Raw genomic sequence first — 23,952 nt, forward strand, 5'->3', positions numbered from 1 at the left:
CATCCGCGACACACATACACGTATTGACGACCGCACTCGTATCCCCTCACTTGACCGTTCGTTTATTTCAAACCTAAAATTTCCACACTGTAAATTTTTTGACCATCGACCATGAGCCTCGCCGACTCCGACTCTCTCGATCTCGAAACGCGAGCCCACGACCGGGAGCATGACGCGCTACGCCTGTGGCTGCGCCTGCTGACATGCGCCAATCTGATCGAGACCGACATTCGCTCGCGCTTGCGTCAGGAATTCGATTGCACGCTGCCGCGTTTCGATCTGCTCGCGCAGTTGGATCGTCATCCCGAGGGACTCAAAATGGGCGAGTTGAGCAAGCGGATGATGGTCACTGGCGGCAACGTCACCGGCATTACGGACCAGTTGGAAAAGGAAGGATGGGTAACGCGCGAGACGGTGGTCAATGACCGCCGCGCGTTTCTGATCAAACTCACGCCACGCGGGAAAAAAGCGTTCTCCAACATGGCGCACGCGCATGAGGCGTGGATCGAACAGCGTCTGGGCAGACTCCCGGAGGAACAGCGGCGGCAACTTTACCTGTTGCTGGGAGACTTGAAGTCAGTGATCGTTTGATGCGTTCGCCGCTGAGGATTCGCGCGGCACGATCAAGTCCGGCGGCTGTCCCCTCCATCGCGCCCGCCTAGCGCCCCGCACGCAGGGGCATGTCCAACGCGGCTCTCGCCGCGGCCGCTTCGGGTGTCCGATCCAGCGTTGCAAGCGCGGCGTTGCGCTCCGGCTCGGGGCGCTTCGACATCGCCTTGACGGTTGCATAGAACTTCGGCAGTTCGTCCTGCTCTTGCGCCAGTAACGCCAAAAACGCCGGCACCCATTGATTGTAGGTAGCGAAGGACCCGATCTTGGCGTTGTTCAGATCCGTCGCGAACCACAGGTCGAATCCCTTATAACCGCCCCACGACGCTTTCAGCGCCTCGTAATCGGCGCGCATACGTGCGAACAGCGCCTCTTTGGCCGCAATTTTCTCGGTATCCGTTTCCGAACTCCCATACAGTGCCTCGAGCCGTTTGCGGTACCCGTCCACCAGTTTCCGGAACTCACGGCGATGCGCATCGTATCGCTCGTACTCTATCGCCGCATCGGGATGCGCAGCCAGCCAGCGACGGACTCCCACGGTTTCCACCGTCACGGCGAAGGATTCATTGAACGCGGTGTCGCCGCGCACAAACAGAATCTGATGCGCGAGCTCGTGGAAAATCATGCGCGCCACTTCTGCCCTGGGCAGATAGATGAAGGTATTGAGAAGCGGATCGTCGAAATAGCCGAGCGTCGAGTACGCCGGAATACCCGCTACGAACGTCTCCCAGCCATCACGATGCAGTTCCGCCGCATAGGCCTCCGCCGATTCTCGCGAGTAATAGCCGCGATACTCGACACAGCCGACGACCAGAAGACACGACTCGTGCAGTTTCAGCGACAGCGCCGGTGCAGCGAAGACGTTATAGACGACGAATGGCCGCTTCAGGTCGGCGTAGCTTCGATAGCTTCCGTTATCGGGCTCTCCCAGCGCCGACACGGCGTAGCTGCGAATCTGCTCCGCTTCGATCAGGCGCGTGCGCAAGCGTGGATCGATGGTCGGGTCAGCCAGCAGATCCGACACCGGTTGCGCCGTATGCAACACCGTAAAGTGCCCATTGATCGACTGCGCGTAATAACCGACCTGCCCACAGCCCGAGAGCACGAGCATGACGCCGCAAGCGATGACGGTCCCGATCTTGTGCCACGGCGGCCGCAAGTGCATCGCAAACCAGATCGGCATTGCTGGGCTCCTGAGCATCGACCGGACATCGACACCGAACGTCAGACCGGTGCCACCTCGACCAGACAATCGTAGAACGTTGGGGCTCGTCCCAGATCCGTGAGCTGTTGACTCGTGACCTCGTTGGCATTCTTGCCGTCCGGCGCGAGCTTCTTCCACCAAATCGACAAGCCAACGACAACGCCTTCACGCGCCTTGTCCGTGACACGCGCCTTGGCGTTCAGCGTGCCGCGATCGTTGTAAATGCGCACGCCCGCGCCATCCACAATGCCGCGGGGTGACGCATCCGCCGGGTGAATATCCAATGTTGGCTCACCAACCGATGCCCGCAAACTATCAACGTTCACGAAACTCGAATTCAGGAAATTGCGTGCAGGTGGCGAAATCATCGCCAGCGGATACCGGGCCGCCAATTCGGGGTTGCTGGCAGCGGACTCATAAGGCGGGATCCAATCGGGCAGAGGGTCGAGCCCTTCCTGCAACATGCGTTCGGAGTAAAACTCGCACTTGCCGGACGGCGTGTAGAACTGCCCGTTGGCAAACGGCGCTTCCGGGAGATCGTATCGGATCCAGCCGTCACGTTTGAGCGTTTCCCAATCGCTACCGGCCATGCGTGCATCGTCCCACCGGATCGATTGCGCGGCCAACTGGTCGTCGGTATCGGAGAAACAGGCGTCCTGCCATCCCATCCGCTTAGCCAGCAGACGGAATATTTCCGAGTTCGGCTTCGCCTCACCGAGCGGGGCGATCGCCGGGTTGTTCGCGAGCAAGTAGGTGTGGCCGTAGGCCTTGTGAATGTCCAGATGTTCAAGTTGTGTCGTCGCCGGCAGCACGAAGTCCGCGTAGTCCGCAGTGTCCGTCTGGAAATGTTCGAGCACGACGGTGAACAGATCTTCGCGACCGAACCCGGTGGCCACCTTGCCCGATTCCGGAGCGACGGCTACGGGATTGCTGTTATAGACCACCAGCGCCTCGATCTTCGGACCGAAGGTCTCGTCGCCCGGGTGACACAGCGCGTCGCCAATTGCGCTCATATTCACGATACGCGGCGCTTTGTCCCGTTTCGGCCGAAGATCGGGGCGAGCTTGCGCCAGCGTGTCCACGGGGGCGAAGCCGGAGGTCGACATCAGCATGCCGCCCGCGGGATCTCGCCAGGCGCCGATCAGCGCGGGAAGACATGCCACTGCGCGCGTTGCCTGGCCGCCGCCCCTGGCACGCTGCATGCCGTAATTCAATCGAATTGCTGCGGGTTTCGCACTCGCATACTCCCGCGCGAGCGTAACGATCGTGTTTTCGGTGATACCACAAATTTCTGCCACGCGCGGCGGTGTGTACCTTCGCACGCGATCCTTGAGTTCCGCGTAGCCCACCGTATGCCGAGCGATGTATTCGTGATCGACGAGGTCCTCCGCAATGAGGACGTGCATCATACCCAGCGCCAGCGCGGCATCGGTGCCGGGCAGCAATGCAATGTGCTGGTGGCATTTTTCGGCCGTGAGCGAACGATAGGGGTCGATGGCGATCAGTTTCGCACCACGCCGCTTCGCTTCCTGCGCAATCGCCCAGAAATGCACGCTAGAGGTAATGGGGTTGCTTCCCCAGATGAGGATCAGTTTGCTGTCGACAAAATGCTCGACGTGCATCCCCACGCCCGCGCCATAGGTGTAACGCATGCCCGCCGCGCCGGCGCTCGCGCATATGGTACGGTCGAGCTCGGACGCACCTAGCTTGTTGAAAAAGCGCGCGGCCATCGACTCGCCCTGCACGAAGCCCATGGTGCCGGCGTAGCTGTACGGCAGAATGGCTTCCGGCTCACGCGCAGCAATCGTACCCAGCCGGGCCGCGATCTCCTCTAGCGCCTCGTCCCAGCTCACACGAACAAACTGGCCGCTACCCTTGGCACCAACGCGCTTGAGCGGATGCAATAAGCGATCCGGATGATAGGTTCGTTCGGTATAGCGAGCGACTTTCGTACACAAGACACCCTTGGTCGTCGGATGGTCGGGATCGCCCTGCACCTTGATTGCGACGCCATTCTCCACGGTCACATGCAGCGCACACGTGTCGGGACAGTCATGCGGGCATGCGGCTCGAACGACGTGGGTATTGGTCGTCATCAAACTACTCCTCTCTCTACCGAATCGCCGCGTCCGCTAACATTGGGACGCTGGCGATATTGTATTACGTTCGTTTGCGCGCTGCCCCGCCAGACGGGGGCTTCGGCCACTTTTCGGCTTAATCCGGCGCGCCGCTCGGACATTTCCGACCAGGGTGCCAGTCCCCTCCATTCGGGGTAAGATGGGCCATTGCGCTCAGCAGGAAACCCGTCATGAAGCTCATTCCAGAAATCGACGCCGCTCGCGGCGAAATTCAGACCATCCGACGCGACATTCACGCGCATCCGGAACTCTGCTTCGAAGAGAAGCGCACCTCCGACGTGGTCGCGGATACTCTGACCAAATGGGGCATCCCGATCCACCGTGGTCTTGGCAGGACCGGTATCGTCGGCATCATCAAGAATGGCAGTAGCAACCGCGCAATCGGTCTGCGCGCCGATATGGACGCCCTGCCGATTCACGAAGCCAACACGTTCGAACATGCGTCGAAACATGAAGGCAAGATGCATGCGTGCGGTCATGATGGACACACCGCCATGCTGCTTGCTGCGGCGCAATATCTTCAGAAGCATCGAAATTTCGACGGCACGGTCTATCTGATTTTCCAGCCCGCCGAGGAGGGTGGCGGCGGAGCACGCGAGATGATCAAGGACGGTCTGTTCGATCGCTTCCCGATGGAGGCGGTGTTCGGCATGCATAACTGGCCCGGGGTGCCTACCGGTACGTTCGCCGTTACGCCCGGGCCGATGATGGCATCGAGCAACGAATTCAAGATCACGATTCGCGGCAAGGGCACGCATGCGGGTATTCCGAACGCCGGCATTGATCCCGTCATTGCCGCCGTTCAGGTTGCACAGGCGTTGCAAAGCATCATTACGCGCAATAAGCGGCCCATCGATGCGGCCGTGCTTTCCATCACGCAAATTCATGCCGGCGATACCACGAACGTGGTGCCCGATGTGGCGTGGCTCGGCGGCACCATCCGTACGTTTTCCATAGAAGTCCTCGATTTGATCGAAAGTCGACTGCGCGAAATTTCCGAGTTCGTCGCCAAGGGGCTGGGTTGTTCGGCAGAAATCGAATTCCTGCGCAACTATCCGCCGACCATCAATGAACCGGGTATGGCTGCACTCTGCGCCGATGTGATGCGTCAGGTCGTGGGCGACGAGAACGTGAACGACAAGGTCGAGCCGACGATGGGTGCCGAAGACTTCTCGTTCATGCTTCTCGAAAAGCCGGGCGCCTATGTCTTTATCGGCAATGGCGACGGCACGCACCGAGACACCGGCCACGGCCTCGGCCCCTGCAACCTCCACAACGCGAGCTACGATTTCAACGACGATCTGCTGCCGCTCGGAGGGACATACTGGGTCAAGCTGGTCGAAACGTATTTCGAGCGAAACAAGTAAGCGTTTTCCAAACTTGGCACCATAAAAAACGCGGGCAGTTCGACATTGCCGGCGTTTTTCTTTGGTGCGGACAGCGATTACATCATTTGGCTGCTGTTGTCGTTGGGATGCTATCCGTATCCAGGTGGATGTCGCCGTACCACGCGGTGAACTTCGTTTGCGTATTGTCACCGTCGCTCATGATGGCGATGCCGACCAACCGTCCCGGCGGCTCTCCGAACGCGCGCTCGTAGTCTTTTGCGATATCACGGGAGTATGTCTGCCATGCGCCCAGATTGCGCCCGCCGCGTTCGACGACGATCGATCGAATTCGGCCGGTGTACGGATTCGGTACCACTTCGTTGGCGGCCAATTTGTCGTCTCCCCACGTGTACATCAGTGTGGCGAACGGTAATTCGCGTCCACTTACCATTCGCGCCAACTCACGATGCATATGGTCCAGCATGGTGAGTTTGGCCAGATCCCCGTCGAACGCGAGCGCGATGCGCACCGGGGCATCGTCGAAGCGTTTGGTCCGAATATCGGCGTTCAAGGGTAAGGTGTCGGCACGCCATCGCCACGTCAACTTGGCCCCCGGATATATCGGAATATCGAGTTTTTGAGCGAGTCCCGACGCAGATCCGTCCACGGTGGCACGCATTACGGCAATCCCGTCGGCATCCGTAGTTTGCTCGTAGTGCGTAAGCCGCTTGTTGCGCGTTACAAGGTAGGTCTCCCAATGCGGCGGAAGACCGTCTGAATTCACAGCTGCCGAGAGAGGTGCGATTTCCTCGCTGTGCATCAATGCGGCGGAGGTCATACGTTGCGTCAATGACGAGCCGGGCGATGCGCATCCCCCGATTCCCCAAACGAGGGCAGCGCTAACGCATGCCACACCAACACGCCCAAATGTACGGCACTTATTTCGACAATGATTCAACACCTGTTTTGCTCCCCGAACTGCCGCTAACCCCGTGCCGGAATGCTAAGCGAGAAAGCAAGTGTCGATGTACCCGGGAATACGATTCGTGACGCCACCCCAACAACAGGCGCCTAGCGATGACGTAAGAGGAAGGGATGTTGCAAAGCAAAAACCCCTTGCTACGGGAGTAGCAAGGGGTTTTTAAGGGGAGCCTGACGATTACCTACTTTCACACGGGAATCCGCACTATCATCGGCGTGGAGTCGTTTCACGGTCCTGTTCGGGATGGGAAGGGGTGGTTCCAACTCGCTATGGTCATCAGGCATAACTTGTATGTTCTGCTGGCCTGGGGCCAACAAAACCAATTCGGAAGAAGCGTAGTACAACACATGTGGGTTGTGAGTTGTATCGGCACATCGATACTCACACCAGGAAAAACACACTGGTTATAGGATCAAGCCTCACGGGCAATTAGTATCAGTTAGCTTAACGCATTACTGCGCTTCCACACCTGACCTATCAACGTCCTGGTCTTGAACGACCCTTAAGGGGAATCGAGTTCCCAGGGAAGTCTCATCTTAAGGCGAGTTTCCCGCTTAGATGCTTTCAGCGGTTATCTCTTCCGAACATAGCTACCCGGCGATGCCACTGGCGTGACAACCGGTACACCAGAGGTTCGTCCACTCCGGTCCTCTCGTACTAGGAGCAGCCCCCTTCAAACTTCCAACGCCCACGGCAGATAGGGACCAAACTGTCTCACGACGTTTTAAACCCAGCTCACGTACCTCTTTAAATGGCGAACAGCCATACCCTTGGGACCGGCTACAGCCCCAGGATGAGATGAGCCGACATCGAGGTGCCAAACACCGCCGTCGATATGAACTCTTGGGCGGTATCAGCCTGTTATCCCCAGAGTACCTTTTATCCGTTGAGCGATGGCCCTTCCATACAGAACCACCGGATCACTATGACCTGCTTTCGCACCTGCTCGACTTGTCAGTCTCGCAGTTAAGCACGCTTTTGCCATTGCACTATCAGCACGATTTCCGACCGTACCTAGCGTACCTTCGTACTCCTCCGTTACACTTTGGGAGGAGACCGCCCCAGTCAAACTGCCTACCATGCACTGTCCCCGATCCGGATTACGGACCTAGGTTAGAACCTCAAACAAGCCAGGGTGGTATTTCAAGGACGGCTCCACAGAAACTAGCGTTCCTGCTTCAAAGCCTCCCACCTATCCTACACAGACCGGTTCAAAGTCCAATGCAAAGCTACAGTAAAGGTTCATGGGGTCTTTCCGTCTAGCCGCGGGTAGATTGCATCATCACAAACACTTCAACTTCGCTGAGTCTCGGGAGGAGACAGTGTGGCCATCGTTACGCCATTCGTGCAGGTCGGAACTTACCCGACAAGGAATTTCGCTACCTTAGGACCGTTATAGTTACGGCCGCCGTTTACCGGGACTTCAATCAAGAGCTTGCACCCCATCATTTAATCTTCCGGCACCGGGCAGGCGTCACACCCTATACGTCCACTTTCGTGTTTGCAGAGTGCTGTGTTTTTATTAAACAGTCGCAGCCACCAGTTTATTGCAACCCCTTCACCCTTCTGGCGCAGGCCAGTCAAGCTACAAGGGCGTACCTTATCCCGAAGTTACGGTACCAATTTGCCGAGTTCCTTCTCCCGAGTTCTCTCAAGCGCCTTAGAATACTCATCTCGCCCACCTGTGTCGGTTTGCGGTACGGTCTCGTATGACTGAAGCTTAGAGGCTTTTCTTGGAACCACTTCCAATTGCTTCGCGAACAAGTTCGCTCGCCCCACAGCCTTGAATTACGCGCCCGGATTTGCCTAAGCGCCTTCTCCACTGCAGGGACCGGGACTTCCAACACCCGGACAACCTTCCGCGATCCGTCCCCCCATCGCATCATACGACGGTGCAGGAATATTAACCTGCTTCCCATCAGCTACGCATCTCTGCCTCGCCTTAGGGGCCGACTCACCCTACGCCGATGAACGTTGCGTAGGAAACCTTGGGCTTACGGCGAGGGGGCCTTTCACCCCCTTTATCGCTACTCATGTCAGCATTCGCACTTCTGATACCTCCAGCATCCTTTACAAGACACCTTCACAGGCTTACAGAACGCTCTCCTACCATGCGAGCAAGCTCGCATCCGCAGCTTCGGTATATTGCTTAGCCCCGTTACATCTTCCGCGCAGGACGACTCGATCAGTGAGCTATTACGCTTTCTTTAAAGGGTGGCTGCTTCTAAGCCAACCTCCTGACTGTTTTAGCCTTCCCACTTCGTTTCCCACTTAGCAATATTTAGGGACCTTAGCTGGCGGTCTGGGTTGTTTCCCTCTTGACACCGGACGTTAGCACCCGATGTCTGTCTCCCGTGATTGCACTCTTCGGTATTCGGAGTTTGCTATGGCGAGGTAATCCGCAATGGACCCCTCAACCATGACAGTGCTCTACCCCCGAAGGTGATACACGAGGCACTACCTAAATAGTTTTCGGAGAGAACCAGCTATTTCCAAGTTTGTTTAGCCTTTCACCCCTATCCACAGCTCATCCCCTAACTTTTCAACGTTAGTGGGTTCGGTCCTCCAGTACGTGTTACCGCACCTTCAACCTGGCCATGGATAGATCACTTGGTTTCGGGTCTACACCCAGCGACTGGACGCCCTATTCGGACTCGCTTTCGCTACGCCTTCCCTATTCGGTTAAGCTCGCCACTGAATGTAAGTCGCTGACCCATTATACAAAAGGTACGCCGTCACCCCTTACGAGGCTCCGACTGTTTGTATGCATGCGGTTTCAGGATCTATTTCACTCCCCTCCCGGGGTTCTTTTCGCCTTTCCCTCACGGTACTGGTTCACTATCGGTCGATTACGAGTATTTAGCCTTGGAGGATGGTCCCCCCATCTTCAGACAGGATTTCACGTGTCCCGCCCTACTTTTCTCAAGCTTAGTTCCACACCAGGGTTTTCTCATACGGGGCTATCACCCACTATGGCCGGACTTTCCATTCCGTTCTGATAACACCGGTGCTAAATCTTGAAGGCTGGTCCCATTTCGCTCGCCACTACTTTGGGAATCTCGGTTGATTTCTTTTCCTGCAGCTACTTAGATGTTTCAGTTCGCCGCGTTCGCTTCGCTAGACCTATGGATTCAGTCTAGGATGACCTAAAAGGCCGGGTTTCCCCATTCGGACATTTGTGGATCAATGCTTATTTGCCAGCTCCCCACAACTTTTCGCAGGCTATCGCGTCCTTCATCGCCTGTAATCGCCAAGGCATCCACCACATGCACTTATTCGCTTGACCCTATAACGAGTGCGTCTCTCGACACATCCTTCATAGGTTGAGTATTCGCGTTGTGCCGTATTCCAAGTCATCTTTCGATCACTTTAAATACTGGTTGATACAATCACAACCCGTACAATTTCCACGCGCCATCTCTAACGCGCTTCCGTTGTACTACTTCTTCTTCCAAATTGTTAAAGAACAAATACTGCATGACATTGCTGTCATTCAAAAGCATTCACAGAACGCGTACTCACCACAGGGGGATTGACTACAGACGTAAAGCGCTTTTGACTGACATCGATGTGAGATCCAAGGTGTTGGTGGAGGCAGACGGGATCGAACCGACGACCCCCTGCTTGCAAAGCAGGTGCTCTCCCAGCTGAGCTATGCCCCCCAAATCAGTCTGATGCGGCGTTACAAAAAACCTTGCATACCGGTGTATGCCGCGGCTTTTTGTGCCTTGCCTCAGCCAGATTTCTTTCTACCAGACATCGGTGGAAAGAGTTGGTGGGTCTGGAAGGACTTGAACCTTCGACCCCCGCCTTATCAAGACGGTGCTCTAACCACCTGAGCTACAGACCCGACTTAGATCTACGCAGTCAACAACCGATAAGCGTGAGCACTCAACTTCCAGTGCATGCTCTAGAAAGGAGGTGATCCAGCCGCAGGTTCCCCTACGGCTACCTTGTTACGACTTCACCCCAGTCATGAATCCTGCCGTGGTAAGCGCCCTCCTTGCGGTTAGGCTACCTACTTCTGGCAAAACCCACTCCCATGGTGTGACGGGCGGTGTGTACAAGACCCGGGAACGTATTCACCGCGACATGCTGATCCGCGATTACTAGCGATTCCAGCTTCACGCAGTCGAGTTGCAGACTGCGATCCGGACTACGATCGGTTTTCTGGGGTTAGCTCCACCTCGCGGTTTGGCAGCCCTCTGTACCGACCATTGTATGACGTGTGAAGCCCTACCCATAAGGGCCATGAGGACTTGACGTCATCCCCACCTTCCTCCGGTTTGTCACCGGCAGTCTCCTTAGAGTGCTCTTGCGTAGCAACTAAGGACAAGGGTTGCGCTCGTTGCGGGACTTAACCCAACATCTCACGACACGAGCTGACGACAGCCATGCAGCACCTGTGTTACGGCTCTCTTTCGAGCACTCCCGCCTCTCAGCAGGATTCCGTACATGTCAAGGGTAGGTAAGGTTTTTCGCGTTGCATCGAATTAATCCACATCATCCACCGCTTGTGCGGGTCCCCGTCAATTCCTTTGAGTTTTAATCTTGCGACCGTACTCCCCAGGCGGTCAACTTCACGCGTTAGCTACGTTACTAAGGAAATGAATCCCCAACAACTAGTTGACATCGTTTAGGGCGTGGACTACCAGGGTATCTAATCCTGTTTGCTCCCCACGCTTTCGTGCATGAGCGTCAGTATTGGCCCAGGGGGCTGCCTTCGCCATCGGTATTCCTCCACATCTCTACGCATTTCACTGCTACACGTGGAATTCTACCCCCCTCTGCCATACTCTAGCCTTGCAGTCACGAATGCAGTTCCCAGGTTGAGCCCGGGGATTTCACATCCGTCTTACAAAACCGCCTGCGCACGCTTTACGCCCAGTAATTCCGATTAACGCTCGCACCCTACGTATTACCGCGGCTGCTGGCACGTAGTTAGCCGGTGCTTATTCTTCCGGTACCGTCATCCCCCCGAGGTATTAACCCAGAGGATTTCTTTCCGGACAAAAGTGCTTTACAACCCGAAGGCCTTCTTCACACACGCGGCATTGCTGGATCAGGCTTGCGCCCATTGTCCAAAATTCCCCACTGCTGCCTCCCGTAGGAGTCTGGGCCGTGTCTCAGTCCCAGTGTGGCTGGTCGTCCTCTCAGACCAGCTACAGATCGTCGCCTTGGTGAGCTTTTACCTCACCAACTAGCTAATCTGATATCGGCCGCTCTTGTAGCGCGAGGCCCAAAGGTCCCCCGCTTTCCTCCTCAGAGCGTATGCGGTATTAATCCGGCTTTCGCCGAGCTATCCCCCACTACAAGGTACGTTCCGATATGTTACTCACCCGTTCGCCACTCGCCACCAGGTGCAAGCACCCGTGCTGCCGTTCGACTTGCATGTGTAAGGCATGCCGCCAGCGTTCAATCTGAGCCAGGATCAAACTCTTCAGTTTAAACCTGTTACTGTTTTCGGTCTTTCGCGATACATCGCTAGAACCGGTCGCTCTCAAAGTATGCTGACAAGTTAATTTCTTAACTTACCTATTACTATGTGAGCCTCAATAAATTTAAAGCTTATCTGCCGAAGCAGACGCACCATTCATCGAGTGCCCACACTTATCGGTTGTTCAATTTTTAAAGATCAATCGCATCGAACTTCGCTTCGTCGCCAACTTGCCGCGCCGTCGCTTCGTTTTCTGCGTCGCTGCATCAGCAGCAGAGAAGTGAGATTATGTCGCAGCTTCTCGTCGTCGTCAACAGTTTTTTTCGCCTTCATCGCTCGTCGCTCTCGCAACTCACCAGCCCCAAAACCGCTAACCACCGGGCTTTTCGGCCCGTCGCCCCAACCTCGCCGCCGCTTTCGCTGCGCCGCCGTCGTTGCGAGAGACGAGATATTAGTGAAAACCCCGAACCTTGGCAAGCGCTTTGTGAAAATAATTTGAAACCCCATGAAAAAGCCCCTTCGCGGGCTTTTTTCATTTCACGCGGCGCCAGCCGGCGCCGCGTCCCGTCGACCGTCAGGACTTCTTCTTGCCGAAGTAGCGCTCGTAGATCGCGTCGTACGTACCGTCCGCCTTGATCGCGTCGATGCCTTTGTTGATCTTGGCCAGCAACTCGGCGTCGCCCTTGCGGACAGCAATGCCGTAGTACTCCTTCGGGAAGCTTCCATCTGTCACCGTGCGAAGCTTGGCATTCGGATTATTCGCAATGAAATTCACCACAACACCGTTGTCTGCGACCACCGCGTCTACGCCCCCGGCCTCAAGTTCCTTCATCGCAAGCGGCGTGCCTTCGAACCGTTTGACCGACGGATTGTTCTTGCCCATCAGCTTCTGCACGACCTCATCACCGGTCGTCGCCGTCTGCACGCCGACCTTCATCGACTTCAGGTCGTCAAACTTTTGTACCGTCGAGTTCGCCGGCACCGCGATCAATTGCGACGCCTCGAAGTAAGGCGTGGAGAAGTCCATCTGCTTGCTGCGCTCGTCCGTGATCGTGATCGCCGAGATCAGGATGTCACGATCGCCTTGCACCAACGAGTTGAAGATGCCTTCGAACGGCGTATTGATGAACCGAATGGAGATACCCGCCTTGTCGGCAACCGCCTTCATCACATCGATATCGAAACCGGCGATCTGACGGTTGTCGGTTTCGAACTCGAACGGCGCATAAGCGGCGTCCGATCCGACGACGTACACGGGCTGCGAACCGTCGGGCCCGACCGAGCGCCCCGAAGCCGTTTCTTCCTTCTTCCCGCAGGCACTCAACAGCAGCCCCGAGGCCACGACCAAGGCCAGCGCAAATGCACGTCGTTTCATCGACATCGTTTCGTCCCTTGCTGAAAAAACCGGCAGACTATCACAGGACAGCCGCCCCGCAGGCAGCCGTCCCGGCTTTTTCACAACGGCTTCAGCGATGCTTGAAAACCGGCTTGCGCTTCTCGACGAACGCGGCCATGCCCTCCTTCTGATCTTCCAGCGCGAAGAGCGAATGGAACATGCGACGCTCGAACTGCACGCCTTCGTCGAGCGTAGATTCGAAGGCTCGGTTGACGGCCTCCTTCGCCGCCATGACGACCGGCAACGAGAATTCGCAGATGGTGTTGGCAGCACCGATCGCCTCGTCGAGCAACTTGTCGAACGGCACGACACGCGACACGAGACCGGCGCGTTCGGCTTCGGTGGCGTCCATGAAGCGCGCCGTCAGACACATGTCCATCGCCTTGGCCTTGGACACCGCACGCGTCAGACGCTGCGTGCCGCCCGCCCCCGGAATCACACCGAGCTTGATTTCCGGTTGACCGAACTTCGCGTTGTCGGCGGCAATAATGAAGTCGCACATCATCGCCAACTCGCACCCGCCGCCCAGAGCGAAACCCGACACGGCGGCAATCACCGGCTTACGGATGCGGCGCACCGTCTCCCAGTTGCGTGTGATGTAGTCGCCCTTGAACACATCGGCAAAGGTGTACTTGGACATCATGCCGATGTCCGCCCCCGCCGCGAACGCCTTCTCGCTCCCGGTGATCACCATGCAACCGATGGCTTCATCGGCATCGAATGCGGTGAGTGCCGCGCCCAGTTCGTCCATCAGCGCATCGTTCAGCGCGTTGAGCGCCTTCGGACGATTCAGCGTGATCAGACCGACGCGGCCGCGCGTCTCCACCAGAATGTTCTCGTACGTCATCCTCTTGTTCCTCCAGTCAAAGTCTCGTCTTGTGATTCGGGGGCTGGCACCGCCCGGGCGCGACGCGCCTGAGAGCATCGCGACCCGGCAGACGCCGGAAACAGATAAGGCGATCGACGCGCCATCGGTTCGCAATGGCGCTGCGGCGCTCCTGGCAGGACGGGGTACGTGGCCCACCGGGCGTCGACTGTAGTGGTTAGGCATGATGCCATCGATCCCCCACATACGCACCTTTCATTGCGCCAAACTCCCTATCCACCGCGGCACGCGTGGGCTTCCTGCCGAACATTCCTATATATAGAGGCACGCCAACCTGCCTTGTCCCACGCTAACCTCTTGAAACCAAACCCGTCGGGGAAAACCCGGCGTCAACGTGCGCCACGCGCGGAAGATTTGGTGCTATATTAACAAACCAACCGGTCGGTCAATTAATGTTCGCGACGAACTTTCTTGAGACGATCCGGTGCCGTCCCCTGCGTCTTGCCGCGCGAGCCACGAACTTGCCCGCAGGCACAGACAGCGAATCCGCCAGCCGCATCCCGACACGGACAGATCCACAACCATGACTCATCCCCTCTTCGCCAAACACCAAGAGACTCTCGAGCGCGCCCTTCAGGCCATCGCCACGCGTGGTTACTGGAGCCCGTTCACGGAAATGCCGAGCCCGCGTGCCTATGGCGAGACGGCTGCCGCCGATGGCGAAGCGGCCTTCAAACAATATCTGAACGCTGCTTTCCCGCTGGAGCAGCGCGGCAGCACGGGCAGCGTGGGTCAGGAGACTTCGCCGTTCGGCTTCGCGCTCGGCACGACCTACCCCGGTTTCGAGATCGACACCCTGCTCGCCCGCGTAAGCGACGCCCACAAGGCCTGGCGCGCCGCCACGCCGGACGCCTGGGCCGGTGTCTCGCTCGAAATTCTCAAGCGCCTGAACGCCCGCAGCTTCGAGATGGCCAACGCCGTGATGCACACCACCGGTCAGGCCTTCATGATGGCCTTCCAGGCCGGCGGCCCGCACGCACAGGATCGCGGTCTCGAAGCCGTGGCCTATGCCTGGGACGAGCTGCGCCGCATCCCCGCCAACGCCTACTGGGAAAAGCCGCAAAGCAAGAACCCGCCGCTCGCGATGGAAAAGCGTTACACCGTCGTGCCGCGCGGCGTGGCACTCGTGCTCGGCTGCTGCACGTTCCCGACGTGGAACGGCTACCCGGGCCTGTTCGCAAGCCTCGCCACCGGCAACGCCGTGATCGTCAAGCCGCACCCCGGCGCGATTCTGCCGCTCGCCATCACCGTGAAGATCGCGCGTGAGGTGTTGAAGGAAGCTGGTTTCGATCCGGACGTCGTTACCCTGGCGGCCACCAACCCGAACGATGGCGCAATCGTCCAGCAACTGGCCACGCGCGGCGAAGTGCGCGTGATCGACTTCACCGGCAGCACCGCCAACGGCGACTGGCTGGAGACGAACGCCCGTCAGGCGCAGGTGTACACGGAGAAGGCCGGCGTGAACCAGATCGTCATCGACTCGACGGACGACCTGAAGGGCATGGCCCGCAACATCGGCTTCTCGCTGGCGCTCTACTCCGGTCAGATGTGCACGGCACCGCAGAACATCTATATTCCGCGTGACGGCATTCAGACGCCCGACGGCAACGTATCGTTCGACGAGGTCGTCGCCGCCATCGCCGGCAGTGTCCAAAAGACATGCAGCGACCCGGCCAAGGCCGTGGAACTGCTCGGCGCGATCCAGAACGAAGGCGTGCTTGCCCGCATCGACGAGGCTCGCAAGGTCGGCCGCGTCGTGCTCGACAGCCAGACGCTCCAGCACCCGGCGTTTGCCGATGCCCGTGTGCGCACGCCGCTGATCGTCGCGCTCGACGTCGCCGACGAAGCCACCTACACCCGCGAATGGTTCGGTCCGATCACGTTCGTGATCGCCGTGGACAGCGCCGCGCAAGCGTTCGCGCTGGCCGGACGCACCGCTGCCAAGCATGGCGCACTCACGTTGTCGGCGTACACCACGTCCGCAGAGGGCGAGGCGCGGGCGCTCGACGCCGCCATCGAAGGCCGCGTTGCCCTGTCGCTCAACCTGACCGGCGGCGTGTTCGTCAACCAGTCGGCGGCGTATTCGGATTATCACGGCACCGGTGGCAACCCGGCAGCCAACGCCAGCCTGGCAGACGCCGCCTTCGTCGCCAACCGCTTCCGCGTCGTGCAAAGTCGTCACCATGTGCCGGCCAAGTCCGAAGCAGGCGCCGCGTAAGCCATTTCTTATATAGAGAGGACGGGAAACTCCTCACGCGGAGGCGACGGTAAGTCACTACCATAGTCACTCACCGCCGCACGGCGGCCGCCAGTTCACCGCGCGTCCGCCCGCTGCGTCTCCCGCCCCAAAGCAACGACAGGAACGAGACACCATGACCGAAGCCTTCATCTGCGACGCGATCCGCACCCCCATCGGCCGTTACGGCGGTGCACTGAAGGACGTTCGCGCCGACAACCTCGGCGCGATTCCGCTCAAGGCGCTGATCGCGCGCAACCCCAGCGTGAACTGGACGCTGATCGATGACGTCATCTACGGTTGCGCCAATCAGGCAGGTGAAGACAACCGCAACGTCGCCCGTATGGCGTCGCTGCTCGCCGAATTGCCCATCGATGTCCCGGGCGCCACGCTCAACCGCCTGTGCGGCTCGGGCATGGACGCCATCGGCACCGCTGCGCGCGCCATCAAGGCCGGCGAAGCCGGACTGATGATCGCCGGCGGCGTCGAATCCATGACGCGCGCGCCGTTCGTGATGGGCAAGGCCGACAGCGCGTTCTCGCGTCAGGCTGCAATCTTCGATACGACCATCGGCTGGCGTTTCATCAACCCGCTGATGAAAGCCCAATACGGTGTGGACTCGATGCCCGAGACCGCCGAGAACGTCGCGGACGACTTCAAGATCAACCGCGAAGATCAGGACCGCTTCGCACTGCGCAGTCAGGAGAAGGCCGCCCGCGCGCAGGCCGACGGCACGCTCGCTCAGGAAATCACGCCGGTGTCGATCGCCCAGAAGAAAGGGGACCCGATCGTCGTCGAAAAAGACGAACACCCGCGTGCCACGAGTCTGGAAGCGCTGGGCAAGCTCAAGGGCGTGGTCCGCCCGGACGGTACGGTCACCGCAGGCAATGCCTCCGGCGTGAACGACGGCGCATGCGCACTGCTGCTCGCGAGCGAAAGTGCCGCCAAGCTCCACGGTCTGACACCGCGCGCCCGCGTGCTGGGCATGGCCACCGCCGGTGTCGCGCCGCGCATCATGGGCATCGGTCCGGCGCCGGCCACGCTCAAGCTCCTCAAGCAACTGAACATGACGCTCGATCAGTTCGACGTCATCGAACTCAACGAAGCCTTCGCCAGTCAGGGCCTGGCCGTGTTGCGTCAACTCGGTCTGGCCGACGACGACGCGCGCGTCAATCCGAACGGCGGCGCGATTGCGCTGGGCCATCCGCTGGGGGCCTCGGGAGCGCGTCTGGTGACCACGGCGATGTACCAGTTGCATCGCACCGGTGGACGCTTCGCACTGTGCACGATGTGCATCGGCGTGGGGCAAGGTATCGCCATCGCCATCGAACGCGTCTGAGCCCATACCCGGAGGAAGCCCCGATGACTGCCACGGTACAACTGACGCTCAAAGACAACGTTGCGACGATCACGCTCAATCGCCCCGAGAAGCTCAACAGCTTCACGCGGCAAATGCATGCGGAGTTGCGCGACGCCCTCGACACCGCACAGGCCCAGGGCGCGCGCGCCATTGTGCTGACGGGTGCCGGACGCGGCTTCTGCGCCGGTCAGGATCTGGCGGATCTGGACTTCACGCCGGGCGCGTCGACCGACCTCGGCGCGCTGATCGACGAGAACTTCAATCCCCTGGTGCGCAGGCTGCGTGCGATGCCGCTGCCGGTGATCGCCGCCGTGAACGGTATCGCCGCCGGTGCCGGTGCCAATCTGGCGCTGGCTTGCGACATCGTACTTGCGGGAGCCTCCGTCAATTTCATTCAGGCCTTCGTGAAGATCGGTCTCGTGCCCGACACCGGCGGTACGTGGTTCCTGCCGCAACGCATCGGCATGGCGCGTGCGATGGGGCTGGCGATGCTCGGCGACAAGCTCTCGGCCGAGCAAGCCGAGCAGTGGGGCCTGATCTGGCGCTGCGTCGACGACGACGCCTTGCTGCCCGAAGCGCAGAAGCTGGCGACGCAACTGGCCACGCAACCGACGAAGGCGCTCGCTACCATCAAGGAAGCGCTCTACGCGTCGACGACCAACACGCTCGATCAGCAACTCGATCTCGAGCGCGACGGACAGCGCTCGCTGGGGGCCTCCTACGACTATGCGGAAGGCGTGAACGCGTTTCTCGAGAAGCGCGCCCCGAAGTTCGAGGGCCGCTGAACATCATGAACTCGGCTGAACGAGCCTGAACCAGGCGAAAAGCGAGCCGAAGAAAAACCGGACCGCGGAACCGCCACAGAATCGCCACAGAACCGCCACGGAAACGCCGAACACAGCAGCGACGCAACACCGGACGCCAGGACCACGCGCCGCGCGAGAGACCAACGACATAACAAGATCAGAGACACTCAGGAGCCCCCGATGAGCCAGACCTCCACGGCCACGAAGGCCGTCAGCGAAATGACGCCGGAAGAACTCGCCCATGCCACGGGCGTGGCGATGTACAGCACGGACCGTGCGAGCCAGTGGCTCGGCATGGAGTTGCAGGAAGTGCGCCCGGGGTACGCGCGCATGTCGATGCGCATCCGCGACGAGTTCCTGAACGGCCACGCCATCTGCCACGGCGGCCTGATGTTTACGCTGGCCGACTCGACGTTCGCGTTCGCCTGCAACAGCTACAACGTCGTCACGGTCGCGGCCGGTTGCAGCATCGAGTTCCTGAAGCCGGTCTCGGGCGGCGACACGCTCACCGCGGAAGCGCAGGAGCAGGTGCTCTCGGGCCGTCACGGCATCTACGACATCCGGTTGACGAACAGCGCCGGGGAAATCGTGGCGATGTTCCGCGGCAAGTCCGCCCAGATCAAGGGCAACGTCGTCTGACACGCCCGAGCAACACGCGAGGCCGCGCACGGCCTCGCAAGACAGAAGCGTAACAAGCGTAAGAAGCAAGTCCCCAAGGAGACAAGTCATGACCACCGCCTTGCCGCTCGAGCCGATCGAGAAAGCGAGCCTCAACGAACTGCGCGCCCTTCAGCTCGACCGTCTGAAGACGACGCTGCGGCATGCCTATGAGAACTCGCCGGTGTACCGCCGGAAGTTCGAAGAGGCCGGCGTCCACCCGGACGAACTGACCTCGCTGGCCGACCTGGCCAGGTTCCCATTCACGACGAAGCAGGACCTGCGCGACAGCTATCCGTTCGGCATGTTCGCGGTTCCGATGGAACAGGTTTCGCGCGTGCATGCATCCTCGGGCACGACGGGCAAACCGACGGTCGTGGGCTACACCGCCAACGACATCAGCACGTGGGCCGATCTGGTCGCGCGCTCGATCCGCGCTTCGGGCGCACGTCGCGGCGACAAAGTGCACATCAGCTATGGTTACGGCCTGTTCACCGGCGGCCTCGGTGCGCACTACGGTGCGGAGCGTGCGGGCCTGACGGTGATCCCGTTTGGCGGCGGCCAGACGGAGAAGCAGGTGCAACTTATCCAGGACTTCAAGCCGGACATCATCATGGTCACGCCGAGCTACATGCTCGCGATTGCCGACGAACTTGAGCGCCAGGGCATCGTGGCCGCCGAATCGTCGCTGCGCATTGGCATTTTCGGCGCGGAACCGTGGACGAACGACATGCGCACGGCTATCGAGAAGCGCATGGGCATCGACGCGGTCGACATCTACGGGCTGTCGGAAGTGATGGGCCCGGGCGTGGCGTGCGAGTGTGCCGAGACGAAGGACGGCCCGACCATCTGGGAAGATCACTTCTATCCCGAAATCATCGATCCGGAGACCGGCGAAGTGCTGCCGGACGGCGAGTTCGGCGAACTGGTGTTCACCTCGCTCACGAAGGAAGCGCTGCCCATCATCCGTTATCGCACGCGCGACCTCACGCGCTTGCTGCCGGGCACGGCGCGCACGATGCGCCGCATGGAGAAGATCACGGGCCGCTCGGACGACATGATGATCATTCGCGGCGTGAACGTGTTCCCCTCGCAAATCGAAGAACTGTTGCTGCGTCAGCCGGTCCTCTCCCCGCACTACCAGATCATTCTGGACAAGGAAGGCCCGATGGATACGATGGCGGTGGAGGTCGAAGCGGCCGTCGGCTGTGAGGACACCGCGGCGCTGCAAGCAGCGGGTGGCGAACTCAAGCGCGACATCAAGACGCTCATTGGGGTGTCGTGTGCGGTGCGTGTGAAGCCGGTCGGCGGCATCGAGCGCTCGGTAGGCAAGGCTCGCCGTGTCGTGGACAAGCGCCCGCGCTAAGCGACATCGATCCCCGTCGACATGAAAAAGCCCGCGACGCCGCGGGCTCAGATTGCTGACAAACCCTCGCCAAGTGCGAGGGTTTTGTTTTTTAATAGCAGGATGCTAAAGATCCCGACGCCCACGCAGCACGAACTCGAGATGGTGACGCTCGAGGAACTCGTGCCGAAGGACCACCTGCTGCGCCAGATCGACGCGGCAGTGGATTTCGAATTCATCCGCGAAAAGGTCGCGCATCTGTACTGCGCAGACAACGGTCGTCCGGCGCTCGATCCGGTGGTGATGTTCAAGCTGCTGTTCATCGGCTACCTGTTTGGGGTGCGCAGTGAGCGGCAGTTGATGCGCGAGGTCCAGGTCAACGTCGCCTACCGGTGGTTCGCCCGGTTTCGGCTGACCGACAAGGTGCCGGATGCATCGACGTTCTCGCAGAATCGCCGCCGACGCTTCACGGACACGACGGTGTATCAGGAGATCTTCGACGAGATCGTGCGCCAGGCGATGGGCCGTGGTCTGGTCGATGGCCGTGTGCTGTACACCGACAGCACGCACCTGAAGGCCAATGCGAACAAGAACAAGTTCGACGTGGTAAAGCTGGAACAGACGCCTGCGGCCTATCTGGAGAAGCTCAATGCGGCAGTGGATGCGGACCGGGCCGCGCATGGCAAGAAGCCGCTGAATCGGGGCGACGATGAGCCGCCGTCGAGCAAGGACACCAAGATCAGCCGGACCGATCCGGACAGCGGCTACATGGTGCGGGACGACAAGCCGAAGGGCTTCTTCTATCTGGACCACCGCACGGTGGACGCCAAGCACGCGATCATTACCGATACGCATGTGACGCCGGCCTCGGTGCACGACAGCCAGCCGTATCTGGAGCGGCTGGATCGACAGCGCGAGCGCTTCGAGTTCAAGGTGGAAGCGGTGGGGCTGGATGCTGGCTACTTCACGCCGGCGGTGTGCCAGGGGCTCGAGGAGCGGGAGATTGCCGGGGTGATGGGCTATCGCACGCCGAACCACAAGCCGGGGCTGTTCTACAAACGGCAGTTCCAATACGACGCGTACCGCAACGAGTACGTGTGCCCGCAGGGACAGGCGCTGCCGTACAGCACGACTAACCGGCTCGGCTATCGGGAATACAAATCCGATGCTCGGATGTGCCGGCGCTGCGCGGTGCGAGCGCAGTGCACGAACAGTGCCAACGCGGTGAAGGTGGTGACGCGCCACGTCTGGGAGCGCGCCAAGCAGCGGGTGGACGCGAGGCGGCTGAGCGAGTGGGGACGACGCATTTACGCGCGGCGCAAGGAGACGGTGGAACGCAGCTTTGCCGATGCCAAGCAACTGCATGGGCATCGCTATGCGCGCATGCGCGGGCTGCGCAAGGTGGCCGAGCAGTGCTTGTTGGCTGCGGCGGCGCAGAACATCAAGAAAATTGCGATGCTGGTGGCGCGCCTACGGGCGCGTGCAGGCGAGCGCTCGTACCTCTGGCGCCCGTTTCGGTGGCTCATGAGCGTCCTGAGGGCTTGTCTCTCAATGTGCGCGCCCTTACGCTGCCCATTCGCCCTTGCCTAAAAGATAAAACCCCTCGCTCCGAAAAACGAGGGGTTCGTCAGCAATCTGAGCCCGCGACGCCGCGGGCTTTTTCTTTGCGGGTCGGCGCCGGCCTAACGCCGGCGCTTACTGATTCGGCAGAAACACCCACATCTTGCCGCTCTGGCGCATGCGGCCGGCGAGGTCGCCCGCCTCGTCACCCAGCCCCCAGAAGAAGTCGGCGCGCACGCCCCCCTTGATGGCACTTCCGGTGTCCTGCGCGAACATCAGACGATTGATCGGCGAATTGGCCTGCGGACCGAATGGCGGGCGCGTGGTCGACAGGAACACGGGGCTGCCCAATGGAATCGACGCCGGGTCGACGGCAATCGAACGCTCCGCCGTCAGCGGCACCCCCAGCGCGCCGATCGGTCCTTCGATCCCTCCCACGCCGTGATTCGGCATCTCGCGGAAGAACACGAAACGCGGATTCACGTCGAGCAGCGCATCGACACGCGAGGGGTTGGCCCGCGCCCATGCACGAATGCCCTGCATCGTTGCCTGCGCCGCCGTGATCTCGCCCCGATCGATCAGCCAGCGGCCAATCGACTTGTACGGCTGATCGTTGTTGCCGCCGTAGCCCACGCGCATGACCGTGCCGTCATCGAGCAACACCTGTCCCGAGCCTTGCACTTGCAGGAAAAAGGCCTCGATGGGGTCATCCACATAGACCAGCTCGTTGCCGCGCAGGATGCCGCTGCGCATCAACTCGGCGCGCGCCGGCAGCGTGCCGGGCTTGCGCCCGGCGGGCCACTTGTAGAGCGGCGTCTGGTACACGCCGCCGCGCACGCGCGAACCGTGCAGCAGCGGTTCGTAGTAACCGGTGATCAGGCCGGTCTGCGTGCCGTCGGCGTTCGCGATGCGGAACGGCGTAAAGTACTGTTCGAAGAATTGACGAACGGCCGCGGCGTCGAGGTCGTCGAGTTGCTCGGACGCGCGGCAGGCCGGCTGCCACCGGATCTGGCGACCCAGCTTCACGCAGGTTTGCGCGAGCGCGAGACGCGCCCCGATCAGGGAGTCGTCCTGCCAGCCTTCGACGTCCCCCCACGAGACCGCCTGCATGCGTCCCGCACCGGAAGGGGGCGTTGCCACGTTCGACGGCGGCACGCCTGGACGGGACGGGGTCGACGGAGGCACACTCGAACAACCATAGAGCAATACGGCAAACACGGCGAGCGCCAGGCCCCGGCCAGCGCGCCACCGCCCGAACACGTTCAGGAAAAGCGTCATGAGTAATCTGTTCGATGAATATCCGGCCTTGCTGGTATTGCCGGAGGTCCTGCTGGCAATCGTGATCGTTGCCGCTATCGTGGTCTTGCGACGTAAACCGTCGCCCAGGCGCAGGGCTCGCCAGACGCGCACGGCCCGGCCCATGCCGAGCGATACCGTCGGTCCGATCGATTCGACCGATCCGCGCAGCCCGCACGCACCGGACGATCCGCTCAAGCGGGAAGACTGGTCCGACGACCGCCGCTGACGCCCCGTCGTTGCGCGCATACCCGGCTCAGTGCAGCGTGCGCGGCATGGTCAGCGCGAATTCGGCGATGGGCGCCTCGAAACGCGTGCCGTCCTCCGCCACGCAGAAGTACTCGCCGCGCATGGTGCCCACCGGCGTCGCGACCATCGCCCAGCTCGTGTACTCGAACTGCTCGCCGGGCTGGAGGAACGGTTGATGGCCGACAACGCCCAGCCCATTCACTTCCTGTACCTTGTTGTCGCCGTCGGTGATGACCCAGTGACGCGAGATCAACTGCGCCGGCACCTCGCCGCTGTTGCGGATGGTGATCGTGTAGGCGAACGCAAACTGCCGCCGGTCCGGCTCCGATTGTTCCGGAAGGTATTGCGGGCGCACGGTGACGGTAAATTCGTACTGGCTCATCGGGTGTTCCTGTAGCGCATGCGGGCTCTCTGATGTCGTTCTGGTCGGTACCGTGCAAGACGGCAGTGGCTTGCGCCATCG

General features: G+C 60.2%; 16 protein-coding genes, 2 tRNA genes and 3 rRNA genes. 9 read left to right on the plus strand and 12 right to left on the minus strand.

Annotated features, from left to right (window positions below; all coding sequences use genetic code 11):
* Nucleotides 1-111 precede the first annotated feature (111 nt).
* Complete coding sequence (locus tag AB870_RS20170) at nt 112-591, plus strand: MarR family winged helix-turn-helix transcriptional regulator (RefSeq protein WP_047906059.1); 480 nt, start codon at nt 112-114, stop codon at nt 589-591.
* 67 nt (nt 592-658) lie between these two features.
* Here AB870_RS20170 and AB870_RS20175 read toward each other — a convergent pair whose 3' ends face one another.
* The gene (locus AB870_RS20175; RefSeq protein WP_053059720.1) at nt 659-1,720 is read right to left on the minus strand and encodes an aminopeptidase; all 1,062 of its coding nucleotides are present in this window, start codon (nt 1,718-1,720) and stop codon (nt 659-661) included.
* A gap of 113 nt (nt 1,721-1,833) precedes the next feature.
* A complete protein-coding gene (locus AB870_RS20180; protein WP_047906060.1) occupies nt 1,834-3,909 on the minus strand; it encodes a molybdopterin-containing oxidoreductase family protein in 2,076 nt (691 codons plus the stop codon).
* Nucleotides 3,910-4,121: 212 nt separating this feature from the next.
* Between AB870_RS20180 and AB870_RS20185 the strand changes: the two genes are divergently transcribed.
* Complete coding sequence (locus AB870_RS20185; protein WP_047906061.1) at nt 4,122-5,318, plus strand: M20 aminoacylase family protein; 1,197 nt, start codon at nt 4,122-4,124, stop codon at nt 5,316-5,318.
* Between the two features lie 82 nt (nt 5,319-5,400).
* Here the strand turns inward: AB870_RS20185 and AB870_RS20190 are convergent, their stop codons facing one another.
* The 8 genes from AB870_RS20190 to AB870_RS20225 all read right to left on the minus strand — a co-directional run bounded on the left by AB870_RS20190 (nt 5,401) and on the right by AB870_RS20225 (nt 13,941).
* Nucleotides 5,401-6,117 carry a DUF3047 domain-containing protein gene (locus tag AB870_RS20190; RefSeq protein WP_053059454.1) on the minus strand — a complete coding sequence of 239 codons (717 nt, stop codon included), beginning with the start codon at nt 6,115-6,117 and terminating at the stop codon, nt 5,401-5,403.
* A 312-nt stretch (nt 6,118-6,429) separates the two neighbouring features.
* Nucleotides 6,430-6,542 (minus strand): 5S ribosomal RNA (rrf, locus tag AB870_RS20195).
* Nucleotides 6,543-6,669: 127 nt separating this feature from the next.
* Nucleotides 6,670-9,547, minus strand: a 23S ribosomal RNA gene (locus AB870_RS20200).
* Nucleotides 9,548-9,847: 300 nt separating this feature from the next.
* Nucleotides 9,848-9,923 (minus strand) — tRNA-Ala (locus AB870_RS20205).
* A gap of 111 nt (nt 9,924-10,034) precedes the next feature.
* Nucleotides 10,035-10,111 (minus strand) — tRNA-Ile (locus AB870_RS20210).
* 64 nt (nt 10,112-10,175) lie between these two features.
* Nucleotides 10,176-11,708: ribosomal RNA gene (locus AB870_RS20215) — 16S ribosomal RNA — on the minus strand.
* Together the 16S, 23S and 5S rRNA genes with 2 tRNA genes alongside form the textbook arrangement of a ribosomal RNA operon.
* 564 nt (nt 11,709-12,272) lie before the next feature.
* Nucleotides 12,273-13,079, minus strand: coding sequence for a basic amino acid ABC transporter substrate-binding protein (locus AB870_RS20220; protein WP_047906062.1), 807 nt, complete (start codon nt 13,077-13,079; stop codon nt 12,273-12,275).
* Nucleotides 13,080-13,164: 85 nt separating this feature from the next.
* Nucleotides 13,165-13,941: an enoyl-CoA hydratase gene (locus AB870_RS20225; protein WP_047906063.1), complete on the minus strand. Its 777-nt coding sequence runs from the start codon at nt 13,939-13,941 to the stop codon at nt 13,165-13,167.
* A gap of 562 nt (nt 13,942-14,503) precedes the next feature.
* Here AB870_RS20225 and paaN point away from each other — a divergent pair.
* The 6 genes from paaN (at nt 14,504) to AB870_RS20255 (ending at nt 21,974) form a co-directional block, all read left to right on the plus strand.
* A complete protein-coding gene (gene paaN, locus AB870_RS20230; RefSeq protein WP_047906064.1) occupies nt 14,504-16,198 on the plus strand; it encodes a phenylacetic acid degradation protein PaaN in 1,695 nt (564 codons plus the stop codon).
* 154 nt (nt 16,199-16,352) lie between these two features.
* The gene (pcaF, locus tag AB870_RS20235) at nt 16,353-17,555 is read left to right on the plus strand and encodes a 3-oxoadipyl-CoA thiolase (RefSeq protein WP_047906065.1); all 1,203 of its coding nucleotides are present in this window, start codon (nt 16,353-16,355) and stop codon (nt 17,553-17,555) included.
* Nucleotides 17,556-17,578: 23 nt separating this feature from the next.
* Entirely contained in the window at nt 17,579-18,361 is a 783-nt protein-coding gene (gene paaG / locus AB870_RS20240; protein ID WP_047906066.1) for a 2-(1,2-epoxy-1,2-dihydrophenyl)acetyl-CoA isomerase PaaG, read from the plus strand.
* Nucleotides 18,362-18,562: 201 nt separating this feature from the next.
* Nucleotides 18,563-19,021 (plus strand): hydroxyphenylacetyl-CoA thioesterase PaaI, encoded by a 459-nt coding sequence (paaI, locus tag AB870_RS20245; RefSeq protein ID WP_418303973.1) that lies wholly within the window; start codon nt 18,563-18,565, stop codon nt 19,019-19,021.
* An 88-nt stretch (nt 19,022-19,109) separates the two neighbouring features.
* Nucleotides 19,110-20,405 (plus strand): phenylacetate--CoA ligase PaaK, encoded by a 1,296-nt coding sequence (gene paaK, locus AB870_RS20250; protein WP_047906067.1) that lies wholly within the window; start codon nt 19,110-19,112, stop codon nt 20,403-20,405.
* A 102-nt stretch (nt 20,406-20,507) separates the two neighbouring features.
* Complete coding sequence (locus tag AB870_RS20255; RefSeq protein ID WP_053059455.1) at nt 20,508-21,974, plus strand: IS1182 family transposase; 1,467 nt, start codon at nt 20,508-20,510, stop codon at nt 21,972-21,974.
* A gap of 105 nt (nt 21,975-22,079) precedes the next feature.
* Here AB870_RS20255 and mltA read toward each other — a convergent pair whose 3' ends face one another.
* Entirely contained in the window at nt 22,080-23,222 is a 1,143-nt protein-coding gene (gene mltA / locus AB870_RS20260; RefSeq protein ID WP_053059456.1) for a murein transglycosylase A, read from the minus strand.
* On the opposite strand from mltA, the gene AB870_RS20265 reads away from it, so the two are divergent.
* Nucleotides 23,221-23,469, plus strand: coding sequence for a hypothetical protein (locus AB870_RS20265; protein ID WP_053059457.1), 249 nt, complete (start codon nt 23,221-23,223; stop codon nt 23,467-23,469). The genes mltA and AB870_RS20265 overlap by 2 nt on opposite strands.
* A gap of 27 nt (nt 23,470-23,496) precedes the next feature.
* Here the strand turns inward: AB870_RS20265 and apaG are convergent, their stop codons facing one another.
* Complete coding sequence (gene apaG / locus AB870_RS20270; protein WP_039393382.1) at nt 23,497-23,871, minus strand: Co2+/Mg2+ efflux protein ApaG; 375 nt, start codon at nt 23,869-23,871, stop codon at nt 23,497-23,499.
* Between the last annotated feature and the right edge of the window lie 81 nt (nt 23,872-23,952).

Origin of the sequence: Pandoraea faecigallinarum (assembly GCF_001029105.3) — a bacterium.
In the GTDB taxonomy this organism is placed as follows: Bacteria; Pseudomonadota; Gammaproteobacteria; order Burkholderiales; family Burkholderiaceae; genus Pandoraea; species Pandoraea faecigallinarum.